Raw genomic sequence first — 19,706 nt, 5'->3', positions numbered from 1 at the left:
GGCATGGACAAGACAGAGCGCGAGCAGATCCGCCGCCTCGTGGCGGACTTCAAACAGTGGGGTCTGCAAGCCGCGGATGTGCAGACCTGGCACCAGGCTGTCCGGGACGCCGCCAGCAGCGGCGAGCGGGAGCTGCGATCACGCAGTGTCGGAATCGACCGGGCTGGTCAGCCGACCTGGCGCGCGGTGCCACTCTGGGCCAGCGACACCGACATCGTGAGGCGCCTGCGGGAGCGCGCGAACCTTCCGCAGACGACGGCCGACGACCGGACCTTGCTGCGGCTGCTAACCAAGGACGTGCCGCGCGCCATCGCCGACGTCAGCCCGCTGCTCAACGTGCGTCGCTTTTTCCTCGGGTCGGCGCGGAAGCAGTCGGCGGAGGCCGCAGGTGAGCACCTGCATCGTCACCACTCGGCAATCAGGGAGACCGACGGCCCCGGCCGTCTCGAGCAGCTCGCCGTCTTCACCGCGCCCGTCGACCCAGCACGACTTCGGATCGATGCGCTGCTCGACCCGGCCCTTCGCCTTGATCTCGTCTCCGGGTTGACGGGCCCCGAGCCGGAGATTCTGGACCGGTCGGTTTTCGAGGGCCTGCCGGAGGCACTGGCCGCCATCGACAAGGTCGTCGCCGGCGAGGCGTCGTACCGCTCGGCTGTGCGCGATGCGGGTGAGAAGGTCAGACGTGCCGAGGTCCAACGGATCCTGCAGGAAATGCCGGTGGATGCGTTGAAGACCGCCACCCGCGATCGGCTCCGGCTGGGGCCACTCGTCGAGGCGGGCATCAGCACCGTGCAGGACGTGCTGGAGGTCGGCTCGTCCCTCCAGGCGCTCCCGGGCGTCGGGGAGACGTCAGCGCGGCGCATGGTCGGAGCAGCGCAAGCAATCTGGCAGACCACGTACGACGAGATGCCGGTCCGCATCGACATCAGCAACCGCCACCCGGAGACCACAAATCTCCTGCGTTGCCTCGCCGAATGGGACGCGTACCGGCAGACACGAGGTGCGGCTGCCGACCTCGAACGCGCAGCCGAGCTCGCACCGCTGGGCAAAGCCATCAACCGCAAGACGAGTCACCTTCTCGTGATTCCGACCCGGGCGCTTCCCGCCGCAGCAGTTCGCGAGAGCATCCAGATCGTCAAACGACGGGCCGAGCTGCTCGGCATGTCCTCCGCGTCCGGCCCGAGGAGCGTCAGCGCCGACCCTTGGGACGACTTCCTGGCCCGACCCGCCGACTACTTCGCGATGCTCTCCGAGCTCGGGTTCGTCACCGAGGACGACGACGCGTCGCACGGGGATCTCCCGGAGGAGATCATCCAGGCGGTGCGCGACCAGACCCTCAGCGGCGAACACCTCACGGCGTCGCTGCGCGGCTATCAGAGCTTCGCGGCCCGCTTCGCCCTTGTGCAGCGCAAGGTCATCATCGGGGACGAGATGGGCCTCGGTAAGACGGTCGAGGCCCTCGCCGTCCTCGCCCACCTGCGCAGCCGCGGCGAGACGCACTTCCTGGTGGTGTGCCCGGCGGCGGTGGTGACCAACTGGGTCCGCGAGGTGACCAGCAAGTCGAAGCTGCGCCCGCACCGGGTCCACGGCCCGGGGCGCGACCACGCCGCCCGGACCTGGGTACGTGACGGCGGGGTCGCCATCACCACGTACGAGACCCTCGCCTGGTGGGAGCCGGCCCTGCAGAAGGTCCCCGAGCTGGCGTGCGTCGTCGTCGACGAGGCCCACTACATCAAGAATCCGTACGCGCAACGATCCATGAGGACGCAGGAACTCATCGGTCGCGCGGACCGGGCGATCCTGCTCACCGGCACGCCGCTGGAGAACAAGGTCGACGAGTTCCGAAATCTGGCGTCCTATGTGCGCCCGGACCTCACCGTCGACGCCACGGACCTCTCGCCGAGGATGTTCCGACGGCAGGTCGCGCCCGCCTATCTGCGCCGGAACCAGGAAGACGTCCTGACCGAGCTCCCGGAGCTCATCGAGGTCGAGGAATGGCTTCCGATGTCCGCGGCGGACACCTCCCGCTACCGGGCGGCAGTCGAGCGCGGGAACTTCATGGAGATGCGCCAGGCGGCCATGCTCCAGGGGCCGCAGTCCGCGAAACTGCAACGACTCATCGAGATCGTCCGTGAGGCGGAGGAGAACGAGCGGCGGGTCATCGTCTTCTCCTACTTCAGAGACGTGCTGGATCTGGTGGCCCGATCCCTTCCGGGGCCGGTGTTCGGGCCGCTGACCGGGTCGGTGCCGGCGAGCCACCGTCAGCAGATCGTGGACCGGTTCGCATCGGCCAAGCACGGCGCCGTTCTCGTCGCGCAGATCGTGGCCGGCGGCGTCGGGCTGAACATCCAGTCCGCGTCCGTCGTCGTCATCTGCGAGCCGCAGCTCAAGCCCACCACGGAGGCCCAGGCCATCGCCCGCGCACACCGGATGGGGCAGGTGCAGTCGGTGCAGGTCCACCGGTTGCTGTCCGAAGACAGCGTCGATCAGCGAATCGTGGAACTGCTCGCCGGGAAGAAGCAGCTCTTCGACGACTTTGCCCGGGTCAGCGACCTGGCCGGTTCCACTCCCGAGGCGGTGGACCTGTCCGAGGCTGAACTCGTCCGAGAGGTCGTGGCCGCCGAACGCGAGCGCCTCTTCAACCGTGCCGCTGCCGAGGCTTAGCCTTCGTCTGCTCCTGCGGGGCGTGCGCCGCTGTCATGGACCCGACAGCAAACGCGGACGCGCCGGGTGGGACAGCGCTCAGGAGTGTTGGCGGGCTACCTTGCCGGAGTGACGGATCTTGAGCGGGGCATCTACGAGCACCTGATCACTCGCGAGCTGGCCGGCCGTCTTCAACACGTCGATTCCGCGTTGGTCCAGCGCGCCAAGCTCGATCCCGCCGACGCTCCCGACGCCCTCGCCCGCTACATCGCCACCCTGGCCCACCGTGCACTGCACGCCGTTGCCGCCGGCGACGACAAGCTGTCCCGGCAGGTGCACCTGACCAATCGCATCGCCGAGGCCATCGCCGCGCTCAGCCCGAAGGCAGCGACCGAGCAGGACCAGATAGCCGACGCCAGGAACCTTTTGCACGCCATCGCGGCCCCGCCGACGCCCCCGGCGGCACCCGCCTTTCCGGTGCGCCCCACCACGCCGCTCTCCACGGGCGCGCTGCTGGTCAACGGCCGTCACCAGCCGCGGATTGGTCACGAGGTCACCCACGAGATGACCTCCGCCGACTCCGTCGACCTGCTGTGCGCCTTCATCAAGTGGTACGGCCTGCGCATCGTCGATCCCGCCATCCGCGACCTGATCGCTCGCGGCGGCCGGCTCCGCGTCATCACCACGACCTATCTGGGCGCCACCGACCAACGAGCCCTCGACCGCCTGGCCGAGCTGGGCGCCGAGGTTAAGGTCTCCTACGAGACCCGCACCACCCGCCTGCACGCCAAGGCGTGGCTGTTCCGCCGCAACAACGGCACCAGCACCGCGTACGTCGGCTCGTCCAACCTGTCGAAGACGGCGCTGGTCGACGGCGTGGAGTGGAACGTGCGGATCTCCAACATTGAGCAGCCGCACGTCATCGACACCTTCACCGCCACCTTCGAGGACTACTGGAACGACCCGGCTTTCGAGGCGTACGACCCGACCAAGGACGCGGAGCGGCTCCGGGCGGCGCTCAGCGGGGAACGCCGCGACGAGGCGCCCACCGAGATCGCCAATCTGGACGTGCGGCCGTACCCGTACCAGGCGGAGATCCTGGCCGACCTGGACGCGGAGCGGCGGGTGCACGGGCGCTGGCGCAACCTCGTCGTGATGGCCACGGGCACCGGCAAGACCATCGTCGCCGCGCTCGACTACCGCCGGCTGCGCAAGGCGGGAGCTGTCGACTCGCTGCTTTTCGTCGCCCATCAGGAGCAGATCCTGCGGCAGAGCCTGTCGACGTTCCGCCAGGTCGTGGGCGACGGCAGTTTCGGCGAGACGCTCGTCGGGGGCAGGGAGCCTCGGCACTGGCGGCACGTCTTCGCCTCCATCCAGTCGCTGCATCGGCGGGAGATCAACCCCGAGGCGTACGACATGGTGATCGTTGACGAGTTCCACCACGCGGAGGCGCCGACGTACGCCCGGTTGTTGGAGCGGCTGCGGCCGCGCGTACTGCTGGGGCTGACCGCGACGCCCGACCGGGCCGACGGCGGCGACGTGCGGCGGTGGTTCGACGGCCGCGCGGCGGTGGAGCTGCACCTGTGGGAGGCGTTGGAGCGGCAGTTGCTGGCGCCGTTCCAGTACTTCGGGCTGCACGACGACGTGGACCTGTCGCAGCTGCGCTGGAAGCGCGGGCAGGGGTACGACCCGGCCGAGCTGGACGGCGTCTACACCGGCAATCACGCCCGGGCGCGGGCGGTGCTGCGGGCGGTGCGGGACACGGTCGACGCGGGGCGGATGCGGGCGCTGGGGTTCTGCGTGAGCATCGGGCACGCCGAGTTCATGGCCGACTGGTTCACCCAGCACGGCGTGCCGTCGGCGGCCGTGACCTCGAAGGTCGACCGCCCGGCGCAGCACGCCCTGCTGCGGGACTTCCGGGCCGGCAAGCTGCGCGTGCTGTTCACCGTGGACCTGTTCAACGAGGGCGTCGACCTGCCGATGGTCGACACGATCCTGATGTTGCGGCCCACCGAGAGCGCGACGATCTTCCTCCAGCAGCTCGGCCGGGGGCTCCGGCTCGACGACGACAAACCTTGCCTGACGGTGCTCGACTTCATCGGCGGGCAGCACGCCAACTTCCGCTTCGACCTGCGCTGGCGGGCGTTGACCGGGGTCAGCCGGCGGGCGGTGTACGAGGCGGTCGAGCAGGACTTCCCCACGCTGCCGAGCGGGTGCCACATCGAGCTGGACCGGGTGGCGAAGGAGCTCGTGCTCCGCAACCTGAAGTCGGCGCTGCCCACGTCGAAGACCGGCCTGGTGGCGGAGTTGCGGCTGCTCGGTGACGTGAGTGTGGCCGAGTTCCTGCGGGAGAGTGGCCTGGAGGTCGAGGACGTGTACCGGTCGGCGAGCGTCGGCGGCTGGACCGGCCTACGCCGGCTGGCCGGGCTGGAGACGACGCAACCGGGGCCGGACGACCGCGAGTTGGGGCGGGCCATCGGCCGGATGCTGCACATCGACGACCCGGACCGGCTGGATCTACTGGCCCGGGTGGCGGCCGGCGAGCGGCCGGACGCCGGGCGGCTGTGGGACATGCTGCACTTCGACCTGTGGGGGCCGAACGCACCCCTCGCCGAGCGCGACGAACGGTTGGCGCGGCTCTGGGCCGCACCGGCCCGCTGCGCGGAACTGCGCCAGGTGGCCGAGGTGCTCCGTGACCGGATCCACCGGGTGACCCCTCGGGCCGAGGGTGGGCTGCCGCTGCGGGTGCACGCCCGCTACAGCCGCAACGAGGCGTGCGCCGCCTTCGGGATGCCGAACCCGGGGTCGCTGCGGGAAGGCGTGAAGTGGCTGCCGGACGCCCAGGCCGACCTCTTCTTCGTCACCCTGGTCAAGTCCGCGGAGCACTACTCCCCCACCACCATGTACGCCGACCGGGCCATCACCGACGAGCTGTTCCAGTGGGAGTCCCAGAGCACCACCTCGGCGGCCTCGGCCACCGGTCAGCGCTACATCCACCACGAGAAGCGCGGCTCGACGGTGCACCTATTCGTTCGTGAGTCGAAGCTGCCCGACCGGGACCTCGGCGCACCCGCCTACCTCTACGCCGGCACCATGACCTACCGCGAGCACACCGGGGACCGGCCCATGCGCATCATCTGGCAGCTACACCGCCCACTTCCCGCCGACATGTACGCCGCCGCCCGCGCCATCGCCGCTTGAGTGGACCAGCCGATTCAGGCCGCGTCCGCTCTTGGCGCGAACCTGACTTCCAACTTCATGGTGAGGGCTCGCGCGAGGCGCTCCAGCACCGGCAGCGTCGGCACCGTTCCACCGGCCTCGAAGCGAGCCACCGCGGACTGCGTCATGCCGGCAGCTTGGGCTAGCTGACTCTGGCTCCAGCCGTTGTTCTCCCGCAGATGACGCACCTGTTGACCCAGCTCGAAGGCGATACGAGTGGCCTCATACGCCTCGGCTGCCCCTGGCTCGGCCAGCCGGCGGTCGCGTAGGTCATTCCAGTCGACGCGATCGCTCATCGCTCTACCCCCTCGTGCACCGTGTGTCGTTCCGCCACGCATCGCTCAAGCGCTCGGCGTGCCCGCTCGATCTCCCGGTCCTCTCGCATTCGCGTTTTCCGAAACACGGTCAACAGGATGATTCTCCGGTCGGAGGCTATCCAGTACGTCACGCGTACTGCCTCACGCTCCAGGTAGAACCGCAGTTCACGCAGCTTGCCGTCGAGTTGCCTCGTGTGCGGTTCGCCGAGGAGCACACCCTGGCTGGCCAAAAGATCGATGTAGAAGGCTGCTCGGGCGAAGTCAGTGGTCGAGAGTGCCTCCAACCAGTCTCGGACTTCTGGTTCCAGCTCCACGCTACCCCAGGTCATAGCATCGATGCTATGACCTCACCGAATCATGTTATGGCTTTTCGCCCGCGTGTCGGGATCAGAGCCAAATCGGGGTGCCATCGTCACCCGGATGCCACGTCGAGACCAGCCGCCATTGACGCGTGCTCGGCCGCCTGCTTCAGGCAGGTGCCGACGTCCGTCGCGTGGTACACCCGCTCGCTCGCCTCGATCCCGGCTAGGAATATCGCGTACACCGCCGCCAACCGCAACGCCGCCACCGGCCGCAACAACTCCACGGCCCGCTCCGGCTCACACCCCGGCACGCTCCCCCGCCACCGCGCACACCACTCCGCCAGCACCCGAGCGGCAGCCGCATGCTCCAGCCCTTCACTCAACCGCAGCACGTCGAACGCCGGATGCCCAACGAACGCGTCCCCCCAGTCGATCACCACGCGCTGGTCCCCGCACACCCGCACATTCCCCGGGTGCAGGTCGCCGTGCACCAACGTCTCCGGCAGCCCGCACCGCCGTACCTCGTCCAGCCGCAACTCCAGCCCCGCCAGCAGAGACTCCACCGACGAGGTGTCGTGCGCGGCAAGGTGACCGCGGATCCAGGCAGCCAAGCCGGTCCCGCGTAGATCCGGCACCCCCGCCGCCACCAGCTCCGCCACGTCCGGCACCGACCGCACCTGCACCGGGTGGTAGTCGGCGGCCATCGCCAGCCGCTCCTCGATCGGCGCCCCGTACCGGTCCTCGCCGGGCACGTGCTCCAGCAGCATCCGCCCGTCGCCGTCGTCGGCGAGCAGCGTCGAGGTGCGTCCCGGCACCGTCCGGCCGAGCCAGCGCAGCACCGCTGCCTCGTGCCGGAAGAACACCGGCACCTGCTTCAGCCACGCCGTCCCGCCCGCGCCGTCGAGCCGCCAGATCGCCGACAGGTTCCAGGTGCGCTGCTGGGTGACGGTCTCCACCGGCCGGCCGAGCCGCCGCAACTGCGCCCTCGCCCAGGCCAGGCTGCGGGCCGGTCCGCCGGGTTCGGCGTACGCGGCGCGCAGCGGGTCCGCCGCCAGTTCCGGGTCCGCCGGCCGCAGCGGCGTGGTCGGCCGGTCGCTCACCTGTCCGAGGTACGTCACCGCGCCGCCGATGGTGCCGGTGTCGTCCCCGCCGAGCAGGCGGAGCACCTGTACGTCGACCCCGTACCGCTCGCGGGCCGCCTCGACGACCGGGGCGACGTCCTGCCACCAGGGTGTGGACACCTCGAACGGCGGCAGGGCGCCCAGCGGCGCGCCGGCGGCGCCGAGCAGGACGAGGGTCACGGTGCGGCTCACGCCGGGACGCTACCGCCGGGCCACAGCGGGCGGCGAGCGCTTAATCGCGGCCAGCCCGCCAGCGTGTCCCCGCCGCCCGCCACCACCGGCCCGCGCTCGCGGCCGGCCGCTTGCGCGGCCGGTCCACGTGATGAAGGTTGGCCCCATGTCCTGGTTGCGCCGCCTTCGCTACTCCGTGCCAGGTGTCTCGCCGAGCAGGTCGTACCAGGGCTGGGACGAGTACGACGGCCCCCTGCTGTCCGGCCGTTCCACGGTCGCGGCGGCGCTTGCCCGGGCACCTCGGCGGTTCGTCGACCTCGTCGTCGAGCCGGGCGACCCGGAGTTGGCGCTCAGCCGCGACGATGTCCTGGCGGCCATCACGGTCGGCACCGGGGACGGACGGTCGTGGACCATCAGCCTCGCCGAGGAGATGAAGCCCGTGGTCGACACCGGGCCGGACGTCACCGACGACGACATCCTCCTGGCCGCGTTCGCCGCGCACCCCGAGGTGACGCTGGCACAGCACTCGGACCGGGAGTGTTTCGAGCTCGCCCTTGCCAAACCGCTGCGGGCCGACGAACTGCTCGCTCTGACCGTGGACGCCCTCTCGGCCGCACACCGGGAGCTCGCCCGTCGTCTGCGCATCGAGCTACCCGACTGACCGCCGGCCCCACGCCGATTCCTGTCGGCTGACCGGCATCCGGGACACCCGTCGCGGGTTCACGCATCGTCACCGGCGTGCCACTACGGTGGTCGATACGCCACAAGGGAGGGTGGGTCCTGGGTGTTGCGCATCAGCGTGCTCGGTCCGGTGCAGGTGACGCACGGCGACCGGTCCGTCCGGCTGGGGCCGAAGCTGGTGGAGCTGGTGGCGATTCTCCTGGTCGAGGCGGGCTCGGCGGTGCCGGCGTCCCGGGTCGTCCAGCTGCTGTGGGACGCGGCGCCGCCGGCCGGCGCCCGGGCCACGCTCCGCAGCCACGTCTCCCACCTCCGCCGAGCCCTGGAAGCCAACCCCGCCGAGCACCACCCGCTACAAGCGGAACGGGATCCGCACACGGTCTTAATAGCGGAGAGCGGCGAGCACCACCCGCCGAAAGCGAAGCGCACCTCTGCGCCGGAAGCGGCACTCGGCGAGCCCTCCGTGCCGGAGGCTGCGCTCGGGGCGCGGCCCGCGCCGCAAGCGGAACTCGGCGAGCCCTCCGCGCCGGAAGCGGCGCTCGGCGAGGGGCCCACGCGGAAGGCGGAACGCGGCCAGCGCCTGACGAATGCGGAATGGCGGGCGCGCCGGGCTTCGGGAACCGGATCTGGCCTGGCACCTGCGTCGGGCCCGACAGCGGACGCGCCGGTCATCAGGACGGTCGGCTCGGGGGCAGGCTCCGCCTACTGCCTCGACCTTCCACCCGACACGCTCGACGCAGACCGCTTCGAGCGCTGGTGCGCCGACGGCCGCCGGCTGGTCGCCGCCGGCGAGACCGCGTTGACCGAGCGCGGGGTGGCGCTGCTCCACGACGCGCTGGCGCTGTGGCGTGGCCCGGCCTTCGCCGACCTGGCCGACCGTCCGTTCGTCCGGCCACGGGCCGCGCAGCTGGAGGCGGGACGCCGGGCGGCGCGGCGCGGCTTCGCCGAGGGACTGGCCGCGCTCGGCCGGCACGCCGAGGCGATCGCGCAGCTGACCGGCGCGATCTCCGACGACCCCTACGACGAGGCCGTACGACGGCTGCTCGCGCTGTCGCTCTACGCCGAGCAGCGGGTGGACGAGGCCGCCGAGGTGTGCCGGGAGGGCGTCGTCCTGCTCGGCGAGCGCGGGCTGGACGCCCCGGAACTGCAGGAGCTTCAGCGGGACATCCTCCGCCGGCTCGTACCGTCGCCGCGTGAGGCCGCCGAGCCCGCGAAGCCGGCGCGGCCCTGTCTGCTGCCGCCCGACCCACCGCAGTTCGTCGGCCGCACCGCGGACCTCGCCGCCGCCCGCGCGCTGCTGCTTTCCCCCGCCGACGGTTCCCCGACCGTGCTGGTCAGCGGGCTGGCCGGGGTCGGCAAGACGCTCTTCGCGGTGCGCCTGGCCCACACGCTGCGCGACGACTTCCCCGACGGCCAGCTGTACGTGGACATGCGCGGCTACGACCCGGACGGCACCCCGCTCGGCGCGGGTGCGGCGGTGCGCGGCTTCCTCGACGCGCTCGCCGTGCCGCCCGACCGGGTGCCGGCGACCCTGGAGGCGCAGGCCGGGCTCTACCGGAGCCTGCTCGCCGGCCGGCGGGTGCTGGTGGTGGTGGACAACGCCCGCGACGCCGACCAGGTCCGCCCGCTGCTGCCGGGGGCTGCGGGCTGCGCCACCGTGGTGGTCAGCCGCAACCAGCTGCCCGCTTTGGTGGTGGCCGAGGGTGCTCGGCCGCTGCGGCTCGACCTGCTCACCGACGGCGAATCCCGTGAGCTGATCGGCCGCCGGCTGGGGGCCGCCCGGCTGGCTGGGGAAGCCGAGGCGGTCCGGCAGATCGTCCACGCGTGCGGGCGGCTGCCGTTGGCGTTGGCCATCGTGGCGGCCCGGGCGGCCAGCCACCCCGAGTTCGCCCTCGACGCGCTCGCCGGGGAGCTGCGCGGCGGCGGTGGCAGGCTCGATGCGTTCGCGGTGGGCGGCACCGACGTGCGGGCGGTCTTCTCCTGGTCGTACCACGGGCTCACCGCACCGGCGGCGGAGTTGTTCCGGCTGCTGGCGGCGCACCCCGGGCCGGAGGTCACGGTCGCGGCGGCGGCGAGCCTCGCCGCCGCACCCCCCGAGGAGGTACGCGCGGCGGTCCGCGAGCTGGCGGCGGCGCACCTGCTCGTCGAGCACGTCCCGGGCCGGTACGCGCTGCACGACCTGCTGCGCGCGTACGCCAGCGAGTTGGCCGACGACGGCGGGCGGCGGGCGGCGCTGCGCCGGATGCTCGACCACTACCTGCACACCGCGCTCGCCGCCGACCGGCTGCTCTGGCCGCACCGGGACCCGCTGGCGTTCCCCGCGATCGCGCCCGGCGTGCGGCCGGAGGTGTTCGCGGACCGCGACGCCGCGCTGGCCTGGTTCACCGCCGAGCACCCGGTGCTGCTCGCCGCGCTGGACCGGGCCGAGCGGGCCGGCCAGGACGGGCACGTGTGGCGGCTGGCCTGGGCGGCGGCGAACTTCCTCGCCCGGCGCGGGCACTGGCGGGACTGGGTGCGGGTGGGGCTGGCCGCGGTGGCGGCGGCGCGGCGGCAGGACGACCGGGCGGCCGAGGCCGAGGCGCACCGGATCCTCGGCGGCGCGTACGTGCGGCTGCGCGACTTCGACGCGGCGCGGGAGCGCTACGGGCGGGCGCTGGAGTTGTTCGGCGGGCTCGGTGACCTGGTCGGGCAGGGGTTCACCCGGCGCAGCCTGGGCTGGCTGTGCGAGCAGCGGGGTGACGTCCGCGCGGCGCTGGGGCACGACCTGGCGGCCCTGGAGCTGTTCGAACGCGCCGGGCACGAGCGCGGGGTGGCCAACACGCACAACTCGGTGGGCTGGTGTCACGCGCTGCTCGGCGACCACGAGCCGGCGATCGCGCACTGCCGCCGCTCGCTGGCGTTGCTGGAGCGGCTCGGCGACCCGGTCGGTATGGCCGGCGCCTGGGACAGCCTCGGGTACGCCTACCGGCAGGTCGACCCGGGTGAGGCGCTGGCCTGCTACCGGCAGGCGCTGGGGCTGTACCGGCAGCTGGGCGACCGGATGAACGAGGCGGTCACGCTGCGCCAGTTGGGCGAGGCCCAGCACGCCGGCGGCGACACCGCGGCCGCCCGGGAGTCCTGGCGGCAGGCGCTGGACATCCTCACCGACCTCGACCATCCGGACGCCGAGCGTGTCCGCGCCCTGCTGGCCGGGGCGACCACGGCCTGAGCACCGGACCGAACGGATCGGCACCCTGCTGGCCCAGGCGAACCACGGCCTGAACACCGAATCGAGCGGGTCGGCGCTCTGCTCGCCGGGGCGACCACGGCCTGAGCGCCGGGAGGGCCGGCCGCAGCTGGGCCGGCCCTCGGATAGCGGGGTGCTCAGCCGGCGTCCTCGGCCGAGGCGGTGCCGGTGGTGCCGGCCGACGGCGTCCACCGCAGGCAGGTGCTGTGGTGCTGCTCGAAGCGCTGCTGGAACGGCGCGGCAAGCGGGTGGTTGCGCAGCGCCACGATGTTCTCGTCGTTCTGCCGCAGCGCCCGGTAGGTGAGGTTGTGGCTGCCGGTGTAGAGGGTCGACTGGCTCCCCCGGCGGATGATCATGAACTTCTCGTGCATCGGGACGCCCCCGGCCTCGGTGTAGCCGCACAGGTGCACGGGCATCGCGCGGGCCAGGTCGACCAGGGCCTTCATCGGCGCGCCCGCGTCGTGCGGCCGGCCGGATTTGGCACCGGTGACGATCCGCACCTGGCAGCCGCGGCTGCGGGCCGCCTTCAGCTCCCGGACCACGGCCGCCCGCTGGATGCGGAAGTTGGCCAGGTCGATCCGGGTGCCGCCGGAGCAGTTGGTGGAGCGCAGCAGGCTGGCGATCGGGTCGTTGCTGGCGCTGCCCGGCGTACGGCCGGCGGCCTCCCGGCGGGGGAAGGTGTAGACGCGGTGCGTGCCGACGGTGGTCGTCCGCCCGTAGTTCGGGTTGTTCCGCCCGGAGCTGCCGTAGCGCATCAGGTCGTTGAAGTAGCTCAGGTAGGCGTTGTAGAGGCCGGCGTGGCTGATCGTGATGGCGTTCTCGTACGCCCGGTAGTGGTCGAGGTTCGCCGAGGAGACGTAGAGGACGTTGCTCGCCGTCCCGCCGCCGGCCAGCTGCACCCGAGAGATGGTCATGAACTTGTCGTGCAGCAGCGGCGGGTTGTGCAGCGGCGACGCCCCGGTACGGCGGGTGACGCAGCCACGGGTGGACTGGCCGTCGGCGCGGCGCTGCCCGCAGGCGACCACCCGGGCGGTCGGGATCGCCTTCAGCGCGTTGTAGTGGGCGCTGCCGACCTGGCTGCCGTTGATGACGACCCGCACCCGTACGCCCCGGGCGGCGGCCGAGCGCAACGCGTCGACGATCTCCTGCCGGTTGAAGAAGTAGAGGGTGAGCGAGAGCGTCGACCCGGGTGCGGCGGCGTTGATCAGCCGGGTGACGTGGCCGGCGACTCCGGCGTGCATGTCGCTCTCGGTCTTCTGGTTGAACCAGGCGTAGTTGCGTACCTCCGACGCAGCGATCGGCACCGCCGCCGCGGCTGCGGCCGGCGCCTCCGTGGTGGCCGGGGCGTCGGCGGTGGCCAGCGCCTCGGCGGTGGGTTCGGCCGCGCTGGCCGGGGTGATCGGCAGGGACAGCGCGGTCGTCGCGACCAGCGCCAGGGCGAGGCCGCGCCGGCCCACCCGTCGGGCCAACCGGCGCACACCTCCCCGGTCGGGGTTCACCAGCGGTTCGATCTGCATTCCGATGCCTCTCCGTTGGCCAGCGGCTGGCCCCCGTCGGTGCCGATGCCCGTTGCCCGAGGGTCGGCACAGGCCGTTCGGCCCCACGATCCAGCCGCTGGTCGGTGGCCGGGACCGGCGCGTTGCGGTGCACCCGTCCCGGATCGATGTCGACGAGGCGAGGTGGGGCGCCGGCAGGCTGCCCGGCCGGTCCGCGAGGGCTTCGAGCGCTCTGGGTGCAGTTGTTGTCGCTGGGACGACAACAACTGCACCCGAACGCCCGGGTGGCCCACTCCCCTCGTCTGCCGGGAGGGGTCGCGCCGCAGCTGGGGTTGCGACGCGCCCCTTCCGGATCGACATCCACGATTGCAGCGCCGCGTGGAAGCACCGTGGAAGCGGCGTGCAGATCGTGCTGGCGCGTGGCGGGCCGGTCCAGGGCGAGCGCCATCGCGTTCGAGGTTCGAAGACTTCCCTCAGAGTTTCGGGGCGAGCTGGCGTACCAGTGCCTGCATGCGGGTGCGGTCCGCGGCGCGGGGCGACATCTGCTTGAGCCCGGCCGCAGCGGGCGACCCGAAGAAGCGGTGCAGGACGTCGGCTGCTTGACGACCGGTGACGCTGACGGGCCAGTCAGCGGCGCGCAATCCGGCCGCATGGCCGGCGTTGGCGAGACGCCACAGGTCGACCGCGTCCTTCGCGGTGAACCGCCCGCGATATGCCAGCGCCTTCAGGCAGAGCGCGGAGGTCACGTCCGGAAGCGGCACGCGGATGGCGAGGCTGTCGCGGTTGGTGAGTTGCACGCGGAGATCGATCAGCTCGGCAGGGCGGTGCAGGGCGAGCACGAGGCCGGGAATCTCGTCGACGACCAGGTCACCGTGGCGCTGGTTGGGCACCAGCGTGCCCCGGTAGGACGGAGCCAGGATGTCGACCACCAGGCTGAGCTGCCCGCGAGCGTCCGTGTGGTCACGGCTGAACCGGTTGGCAGCCTCCCGGGACTGGTACCCGCGGTCGCGGAGGGCGGCCGGCAGGCGAGGGTCGCCGATCACTGTGGGCAGGGCCGCGAAGTCCGTGTCGGCCGTGTCCCGCATCGGCACCTGGTCGGCGACCCCGTGAGCCGCGACGAGCAGGGTGACCATGTGACCGCCGACGATGCGGTAGTCAAGATCGAGAGCAGCCGTGAGGCCAGCCAGGTCGGCGAGGGTCAGGAATCCGGCGTCGGCGGCACGGCTGGTTGATGTCAGCGAGACCGGCTTCGGCGTTGGCGGCCTGGGGTCGGCCGAAGTCGGTGGAGTCATGCGGCCGCTCCCTGCTCTCGGTGGCGACGGCGGATGAACTGCCACACCCGGTCCGCCGCTTCCTCGCTGTCAGGCCCGGGGGCGCGGCGAACGTCCCACAGGATCTGCAGTGGATCGGCGAGCGGGAGCGCGGTCGGCGAAGCCCCCGACAGCTGCGCCGGCGACCAGAGGCCGACGTCCCGAGGCACGGTGAGTTCGAGGGTGGCCTCCTCCTCACCTGCCGGAACGAAGCCGGCCCCGGTCAGATCGACGCCGGCGCGGGCGTAGAGGACCGCGCGCACCGGCGACCGCCAGGGAGCGATGGCGTCGGCGGCGACGTCACCGGAGACGGCGGGGTGCGACCCGGCAGCTTCGGTCGCAAGCACTTCGGCGACCGCACGAGCCTGCTCGATCGGCGGATCAAGGCTGTACCAGAGGGTTCGGAGCCCACCCGGCCCAGGATAGGAGTCGAGCCACCAGCGGAGGGCAGTGTCGATGTCGTGCACCGTCCAGCCTGCCGGCCCTCGGCGCACAAAACCCTGATCCGCCAGTACCCGCATGGCCTGCGAGACCCGGGGTTGGGACACACCGACAAGAGCGGCCAGCTCTCGTTGATTGGCGTACGGGCGCCCGATCATCCGCCGGACGAGGGTGAAGGTGCCCCACGGCACCGGACCAGGACGGGTGGACCGGGACACCACGGCCTGCCGGACGTTGAGCGCGATCCGCTCCGCACCGACTCGCAACACGCCTGCGACCTGTTGGTCGGCGTCGGTCAGCCAGGACCAGCCGTGGGCTTCGATGGCGGCGCGAACGGCCGGCGTGGCCGAGGGCACGACGATAAGGCATGGCGCCGGGTGGCGGTCGGCCAGCGCCGCGACGTCGCCGGGTGTCAGTGGTATCGCCGACTTGACGACGGTCAGCACTGCCACGGTTTGGCCGTACCGCAGCTCAAGCTGATCGGGGCCGCGCGGGATCAGCGTCAGGCCCACACCGACCAGTTCCCGCCACACGCCCGCCGATATAAGCATTATCCGCTCTCCTCAGATAACACTTATACACCCCGGAGGCCTGCCGCGTCCGAAAGTTGTCCGGCGTGTCGGCTCCGTCGCCGCCAGAGGTGGGGACGGACGTACACCCGCCGACAGGACCTACGTGACGGTCGTCAGCGTGGGGAACGCGGGCGGGCCAGGGTGCGGACGGTGATGAGGGAGGCGACCGCCGCCCCGGCGATCACCACGGCCATCGGCAGCGCGCTGCCCTCGCCGCCCAGCCCGACCAGCGGCGCCGCCAGCGCCCCGACCACCGACTGGATCGCGCCGAGCAGCGCGGCGGCCGTGCCGGCGTGCGCGGCGTGCCGGTCCAGGGCCAGCGCGGTGCCGTTCGGCGTGACCATGCCGAGCGACCCGACGAAGGCGAACAGCGCCACCGCCACCAGCGGCAGGCTGTCCAGCAGCGCGCCGGCGAGCACCGCGGCGGCGGCCAGCACGCTCACCCCCAGCGCGCGCATCAGCAGCGGGCGGAGTTCGAAGCGGTCGAGCAGCCGGGCGTTGAGCTGGCCGACCGCGACCAGGGCGAGCGCGTTGACGCCGAAGAGCACGCTGAACCCGGCGGCGGAGACGCCGAAGACGTCCTGGAAGACGAAGGACGACCCGGAGATGTAGGCGAACAGCCCGGCGAAGGCGAGGCCCTGGGTCAGCGCGTACCCGAGGAAGATCCGATCGGTGAAGAGCGTGCGGCCGGCGGCGGCCGTGGCGGCGAGGCCGCCGGTGCTGCGCCGCGCGGCGGGCAGCGTCTCGGGCAGCCGCCACGCGACGGCGGCGGCGAGCAGCGCGCCGATCACCGCGAGCGCGACGAAGACGGTACGCCAGTCGCCGAAGCGCAGCACCAGGCTGCCGAAGGCCGGGGCGGCCATCGGGGCGATGCCGAAGATCAGGGTGAGCCGGGAGAAGTACTTCGCGGCGTCCCGGCCGGCGTAGAGGTCGCGGACGACGGCACGGGCCACGACCACGCCCATCCCACCGGCAAACCCCTGCGCGAACCGCGCCGCGGCCAGCAGCTCCGCGCTCGGCGCGGCCGCGCAGGCCAGCGACAGCAGGGCGTACGCGCCGACGCCGGCGAGCACCGGGCGGCGGCGCCCCCAGCGGTCGCTGAGCGGGCCGGTGACCAGTTGACCGAGGGCCATGCCGACCAGGCAGGTGGTCAGCGAGAGCTGGATCCGCGCCTGGTTGGCGGCCAGGTCGCGGGTCATCTCGGGGAACGCCGGCAGGTAGGTGTCCAGGGAGAGCGGGCCGAACGCGGTGAGCGTGCCGAGCAGCACCAGCAGCACGGCGGCGGCCCGGCCGGTCGGCGCGGCGACGCGCTCGTCCGGGCGTACGGGCGGCGCGGTGGCGTGCGACATGGTTGTCCTCTCGGGGGCGGCTCGGCCCAGCTACGATAGCTCTGACTACAGAGGTATCGCGGCGTGGAGAGGGCGGACTGTGACCGACGAGATGGTCGATCGCCTCGGCGGGGCCGTCGGCGAGCTGCACCGGGCGCTGCGCCGGCGAGCCGTCCAGCGGGCCGGCCGGGTCGCTCTGCCGGACGCCCAGGTGGAGGTGCTCCGGCTGGTGCAGCGGCAGCCGGGGGTCAGCGTCCGGGAGGCCGCCGAGCGGCTGGGCACCGCGCCGAACACGGTCAGCACGCTGGTCGGCGAGCTGACCGGGGCCGGCCTGCTGCACCGGGAACGGGACCCGGCCGACCGGCGCAGCGTCCGGCTGGAGTTGACCGACGCGGCCCGGGAGCGGATCGCCGCGTACGGGCTGCACCGGCGCGAGCTGCTCACCGCCGCGCTGTCCGAACTGGACGAATCTGACCGGGCCGCAGTGCTGGCCGCCGTGTCGGCGCTGGACCGGCTCGCCGACCGGATTGCCAGCCAGCACTGAGCCGCTACCCGGCCGGTGGGGCCGGGGTCAGCGGGGCGGACCGGCCAGGATGCGGTCCCGGGCGGCGTCGACGCCGCCGCGCCACCAGCCCATCGCCTCGACCCACCAGGTCAACCCGGCGTCGACGTACGGCGCGACGATCCGTTCGGCGTTCTGCGGCGTCGTCCAGCCCTCGAGGACGACGTCGAACCCGTCCAGCGAGCCCCGCTCGGCGGCGACGAACCGGACCGCGTCGGCGAAGTCCTCGACCGGCACGGGGATCTCCCGGCCGGCGTCGCGGAAGGTCGCCATGAACCCGTCCCACCGGGCGGAGCGGCGGAAGCCGGGACGGTTGGGCCAGCGGCCGGCGCACCAGACGGGGATGCGCGGGCGCTGCACCGGGGTCGGCAGCATCCGCACCCGCTCGCCCGACGGCAGGGGCACCTCCTGGCCCGACCAGAGCGCGGCGAGCTGCTCCAGCGACTCGTCCAGGCGCCGGCCGCGCCCCCGCAGGTCGGGATCCTCGCCGAAGGCCGCGTACTCGCGGTCCATCGACCCGATGCCCGCGCCGAAGACGAGCCGACCGCCGGAGAGGGTGTCCAGGGTGGCGGTCTCCCGCGCCACGATCTGCACCCGCCGCCGGGGCAGCGCGGTCACCAGCACCCCGAGCCTGATCCGGGCCGTACGGGCGGCGATCGCGGCCGTCACCACGACCGGGTTCACCACCGGCCAATCCGGATCGTGGTAGAGCAGGTGGTCCCAGAGGAAGACGCCGTCCCAACCCCGTTCCTCAGCCGCGACGGCCAGCTCGACCAGGGTCGCGGCGTCGGCGAAGGGCCCGACGTTCGGTAGACCGACAGCGAAGCGGGGCATCGCCCCACCCTAGTCAGGACTCGTCCCCGGCGGGAGCCACGGGGGACGGGTCAGTCGACGCACAGTTCGAAGTGGACGGTGCGGCCGGTGCGCCGCCGGCCGAGCCGGTGTGCCAGCGGTACGAGCACCCCGTGCAGCAGCGGGTACTTGCGGCGCAGCGCGCGGGCGGCCGCGGCGTACTCCGCGCCGGTGAGCCGCCGGGCGGTGGCCGGCAGCGCCGCGCCGGTCGGCCGGCCTCGCCCCGTCGAGGCGGCCACGGTGACGGCCGGGTTGGCACTGATCCGCCGGGTCTTCCAGGCTCGTTCGAAGCTGCGCACGTAGGCCCGCTCGCCGGCGACGGCGATGCTCACCGGGGTGGCCACCGGGGTGCCGTCGCGGCGGTAGCTGGTCAGCGCGACAGTCTTCTGCCGGGTGAACCCGGCCCACGGCGGTGCCGCGTCCGACTCGACCCGGCCGAGCACCGAACCGAGTTCACGCCACCGCAGCACCAGGGCCCAGGCGGCCACCAGCGCGAAGGCGGCGATCAGCGCGGTCTGCCCGGTGGCGCCGCCGAGGTCCCGGTCCATGATGTGCGAGGCGGTGTGCGCGACCGCCCCGACCAGATAGCCGGCGAGCGCGACCGCCAGCCCGTCCGCCCAGATCAGCGCCAGCAGCAGGGTGGCACCGATGCCGAGTTGGAAGGCGCCGACGTCGTGGACGAAGTGCCGGTGCTCCGGGAAGTTGACCGTCGCGCTGAACGAGCCCGATGCCACCAGCGCCCACACCCCGGTCACGACCGCGGACAGACCGAGCAGGGCGGCGATGACGCGAATGATGCCTCTCATGCCCCTTCGACGGAACGGGGCCGGTCGAGGTGACATCGCCTGGGTCCCACCGGGCGCCGACGTCGAGCGGCGACCCGGACGGCAACGACGTCGAGGCCGGTCTGCCACCCGCCGCAATGATCCGGCGCTAGGTTGGCGGCATGGAGCAGCGGATCAGCCTGGTCACCCTCGGGGTCGCCGACGTGGCCCGGGCGCGGGCCTTCTACGAGCGGCTCGGCTGGCGCGGTCAGGAGGTCGAGGAGACGGTCTTCTTCCAGGCCGGTGGGCTGGCGCTGGTGCTGTGGGGCCGGGCGAAGCTGGCCGACGACGCGGGCGTCGACGACCCAGGCGGCGGGTTCGGCGGGATGACGCTGGCGCAGAACGTCCGCTCCCGCGACGAGGTGGACGACCTGCTCGCCACGGCGGTTGCTGCCGGCGCCGAGGTGACCCGCCCGGCCCGGGAGACGTTCTACGGCGGGTACGCCGGCTGTTTCGCCGACCCGGACGGTCACGTCTGGGAGATCGCCTGGAATCCGGGCTTCCCGCTCGGTCCGGACGGCACCATCACCGTGCCCGACTTCGGTGCCTGACCAGCGGATCAGGGGCTAGGCGTCGGGCAGAGCAGCGGATCCAGCAGGGGCAGTTCGAGCGGGTCCAGGCAGAGCGTGAGCAGGTTGCCGGGG

At 72.6% G+C, this 19,706-nt stretch carries 15 protein-coding genes; 6 read left to right on the top strand and 9 right to left on the bottom strand.

Annotated features, from left to right (window positions below):
• Positions 1-3: 3 nt before the first annotated feature.
• The gene (locus DLJ47_RS19060; RefSeq protein WP_109901297.1) at positions 4-2,664 is read left to right on the top strand and encodes a DEAD/DEAH box helicase; all 2,661 of its coding nucleotides are present in this window, start codon (positions 4-6) and stop codon (positions 2,662-2,664) included.
• Positions 2,665-2,772: 108 nt separating this feature from the next.
• Positions 2,773-5,844, top strand: coding sequence for a DUF3427 domain-containing protein (locus tag DLJ47_RS19055; protein WP_109901296.1), 3,072 nt, complete (start codon positions 2,773-2,775; stop codon positions 5,842-5,844).
• Between the two features lie 14 nt (positions 5,845-5,858).
• Here the strand turns inward: DLJ47_RS19055 and DLJ47_RS19050 are convergent, their stop codons facing one another.
• The 3 genes from DLJ47_RS19050 to DLJ47_RS19040 all read right to left on the bottom strand — a co-directional run bounded on the left by DLJ47_RS19050 (position 5,859) and on the right by DLJ47_RS19040 (position 7,794).
• Complete coding sequence (locus DLJ47_RS19050) at positions 5,859-6,158, bottom strand: helix-turn-helix domain-containing protein (RefSeq protein ID WP_109901295.1); 300 nt, start codon at positions 6,156-6,158, stop codon at positions 5,859-5,861.
• Complete coding sequence (locus tag DLJ47_RS19045) at positions 6,155-6,508, bottom strand: type II toxin-antitoxin system RelE/ParE family toxin (protein WP_109901294.1); 354 nt, start codon at positions 6,506-6,508, stop codon at positions 6,155-6,157. The genes DLJ47_RS19050 and DLJ47_RS19045 overlap by 4 nt, the downstream gene beginning before the upstream one ends.
• Before the next feature lie 83 nt (positions 6,509-6,591).
• Complete coding sequence (locus DLJ47_RS19040) at positions 6,592-7,794, bottom strand: aminoglycoside phosphotransferase family protein (RefSeq protein WP_109901293.1); 1,203 nt, start codon at positions 7,792-7,794, stop codon at positions 6,592-6,594.
• Positions 7,795-7,939: 145 nt separating this feature from the next.
• On the opposite strand from DLJ47_RS19040, the gene DLJ47_RS19035 reads away from it, so the two are divergent.
• Both DLJ47_RS19035 and DLJ47_RS19030 read left to right on the top strand, forming a co-directional pair.
• On the top strand, positions 7,940-8,434 hold the full coding sequence (locus tag DLJ47_RS19035; protein WP_146228138.1) for a hypothetical protein: 495 nt from the start codon (positions 7,940-7,942) through the stop codon (positions 8,432-8,434).
• A gap of 123 nt (positions 8,435-8,557) precedes the next feature.
• Complete coding sequence (locus DLJ47_RS19030) at positions 8,558-11,659, top strand: BTAD domain-containing putative transcriptional regulator (protein ID WP_109901291.1); 3,102 nt, start codon at positions 8,558-8,560, stop codon at positions 11,657-11,659.
• A gap of 155 nt (positions 11,660-11,814) precedes the next feature.
• Here DLJ47_RS19030 and DLJ47_RS19025 read toward each other — a convergent pair whose 3' ends face one another.
• The 4 genes from DLJ47_RS19025 to DLJ47_RS19010 form a co-directional block, all read right to left on the bottom strand.
• Positions 11,815-13,194 (bottom strand): phospholipase D-like domain-containing protein, encoded by a 1,380-nt coding sequence (locus tag DLJ47_RS19025; RefSeq protein WP_109901290.1) that lies wholly within the window; start codon positions 13,192-13,194, stop codon positions 11,815-11,817.
• A 452-nt stretch (positions 13,195-13,646) separates the two neighbouring features.
• Entirely contained in the window at positions 13,647-14,510 is an 864-nt protein-coding gene (locus tag DLJ47_RS19020) for a hypothetical protein (protein ID WP_146228137.1), read from the bottom strand.
• Positions 14,462-15,457 carry a winged helix-turn-helix transcriptional regulator gene (locus DLJ47_RS19015; RefSeq protein WP_158289846.1) on the bottom strand — a complete coding sequence of 332 codons (996 nt, stop codon included), beginning with the start codon at positions 15,455-15,457 and terminating at the stop codon, positions 14,462-14,464. The genes DLJ47_RS19020 and DLJ47_RS19015 overlap by 49 nt, the downstream gene beginning before the upstream one ends.
• A 152-nt stretch (positions 15,458-15,609) precedes the next feature.
• The gene (locus DLJ47_RS19010; RefSeq protein WP_109901287.1) at positions 15,610-16,845 is read right to left on the bottom strand and encodes a multidrug effflux MFS transporter; all 1,236 of its coding nucleotides are present in this window, start codon (positions 16,843-16,845) and stop codon (positions 15,610-15,612) included.
• Positions 16,846-16,936: 91 nt separating this feature from the next.
• Here DLJ47_RS19010 and DLJ47_RS19005 point away from each other — a divergent pair, with 91 nt between their 5' ends.
• Positions 16,937-17,368, top strand: coding sequence for a MarR family winged helix-turn-helix transcriptional regulator (locus DLJ47_RS19005; RefSeq protein ID WP_109901331.1), 432 nt, complete (start codon positions 16,937-16,939; stop codon positions 17,366-17,368).
• 27 nt (positions 17,369-17,395) lie between these two features.
• Here DLJ47_RS19005 and DLJ47_RS19000 read toward each other — a convergent pair whose 3' ends face one another.
• The gene (locus tag DLJ47_RS19000) at positions 17,396-18,220 is read right to left on the bottom strand and encodes an LLM class flavin-dependent oxidoreductase (RefSeq protein ID WP_109901286.1); all 825 of its coding nucleotides are present in this window, start codon (positions 18,218-18,220) and stop codon (positions 17,396-17,398) included.
• A 50-nt stretch (positions 18,221-18,270) separates the two neighbouring features.
• Complete coding sequence (locus tag DLJ47_RS18995; RefSeq protein ID WP_199235901.1) at positions 18,271-19,044, bottom strand: PPOX class F420-dependent oxidoreductase; 774 nt, start codon at positions 19,042-19,044, stop codon at positions 18,271-18,273.
• 140 nt (positions 19,045-19,184) lie between these two features.
• On the opposite strand from DLJ47_RS18995, the gene DLJ47_RS18990 reads away from it, so the two are divergent.
• On the top strand, positions 19,185-19,613 hold the full coding sequence (locus tag DLJ47_RS18990; protein WP_109901284.1) for a VOC family protein: 429 nt from the start codon (positions 19,185-19,187) through the stop codon (positions 19,611-19,613).
• Positions 19,614-19,706: the final 93 nt, after the last annotated feature.

It is taken from the genome of Micromonospora sp. S4605 (assembly GCF_003176715.1).
In the GTDB taxonomy this organism is placed as follows: Bacteria; Actinomycetota; Actinomycetes; order Mycobacteriales; family Micromonosporaceae; genus Micromonospora; species Micromonospora echinaurantiaca.
This window is presented reverse-complemented; position numbering and strand designations above follow the sequence as displayed.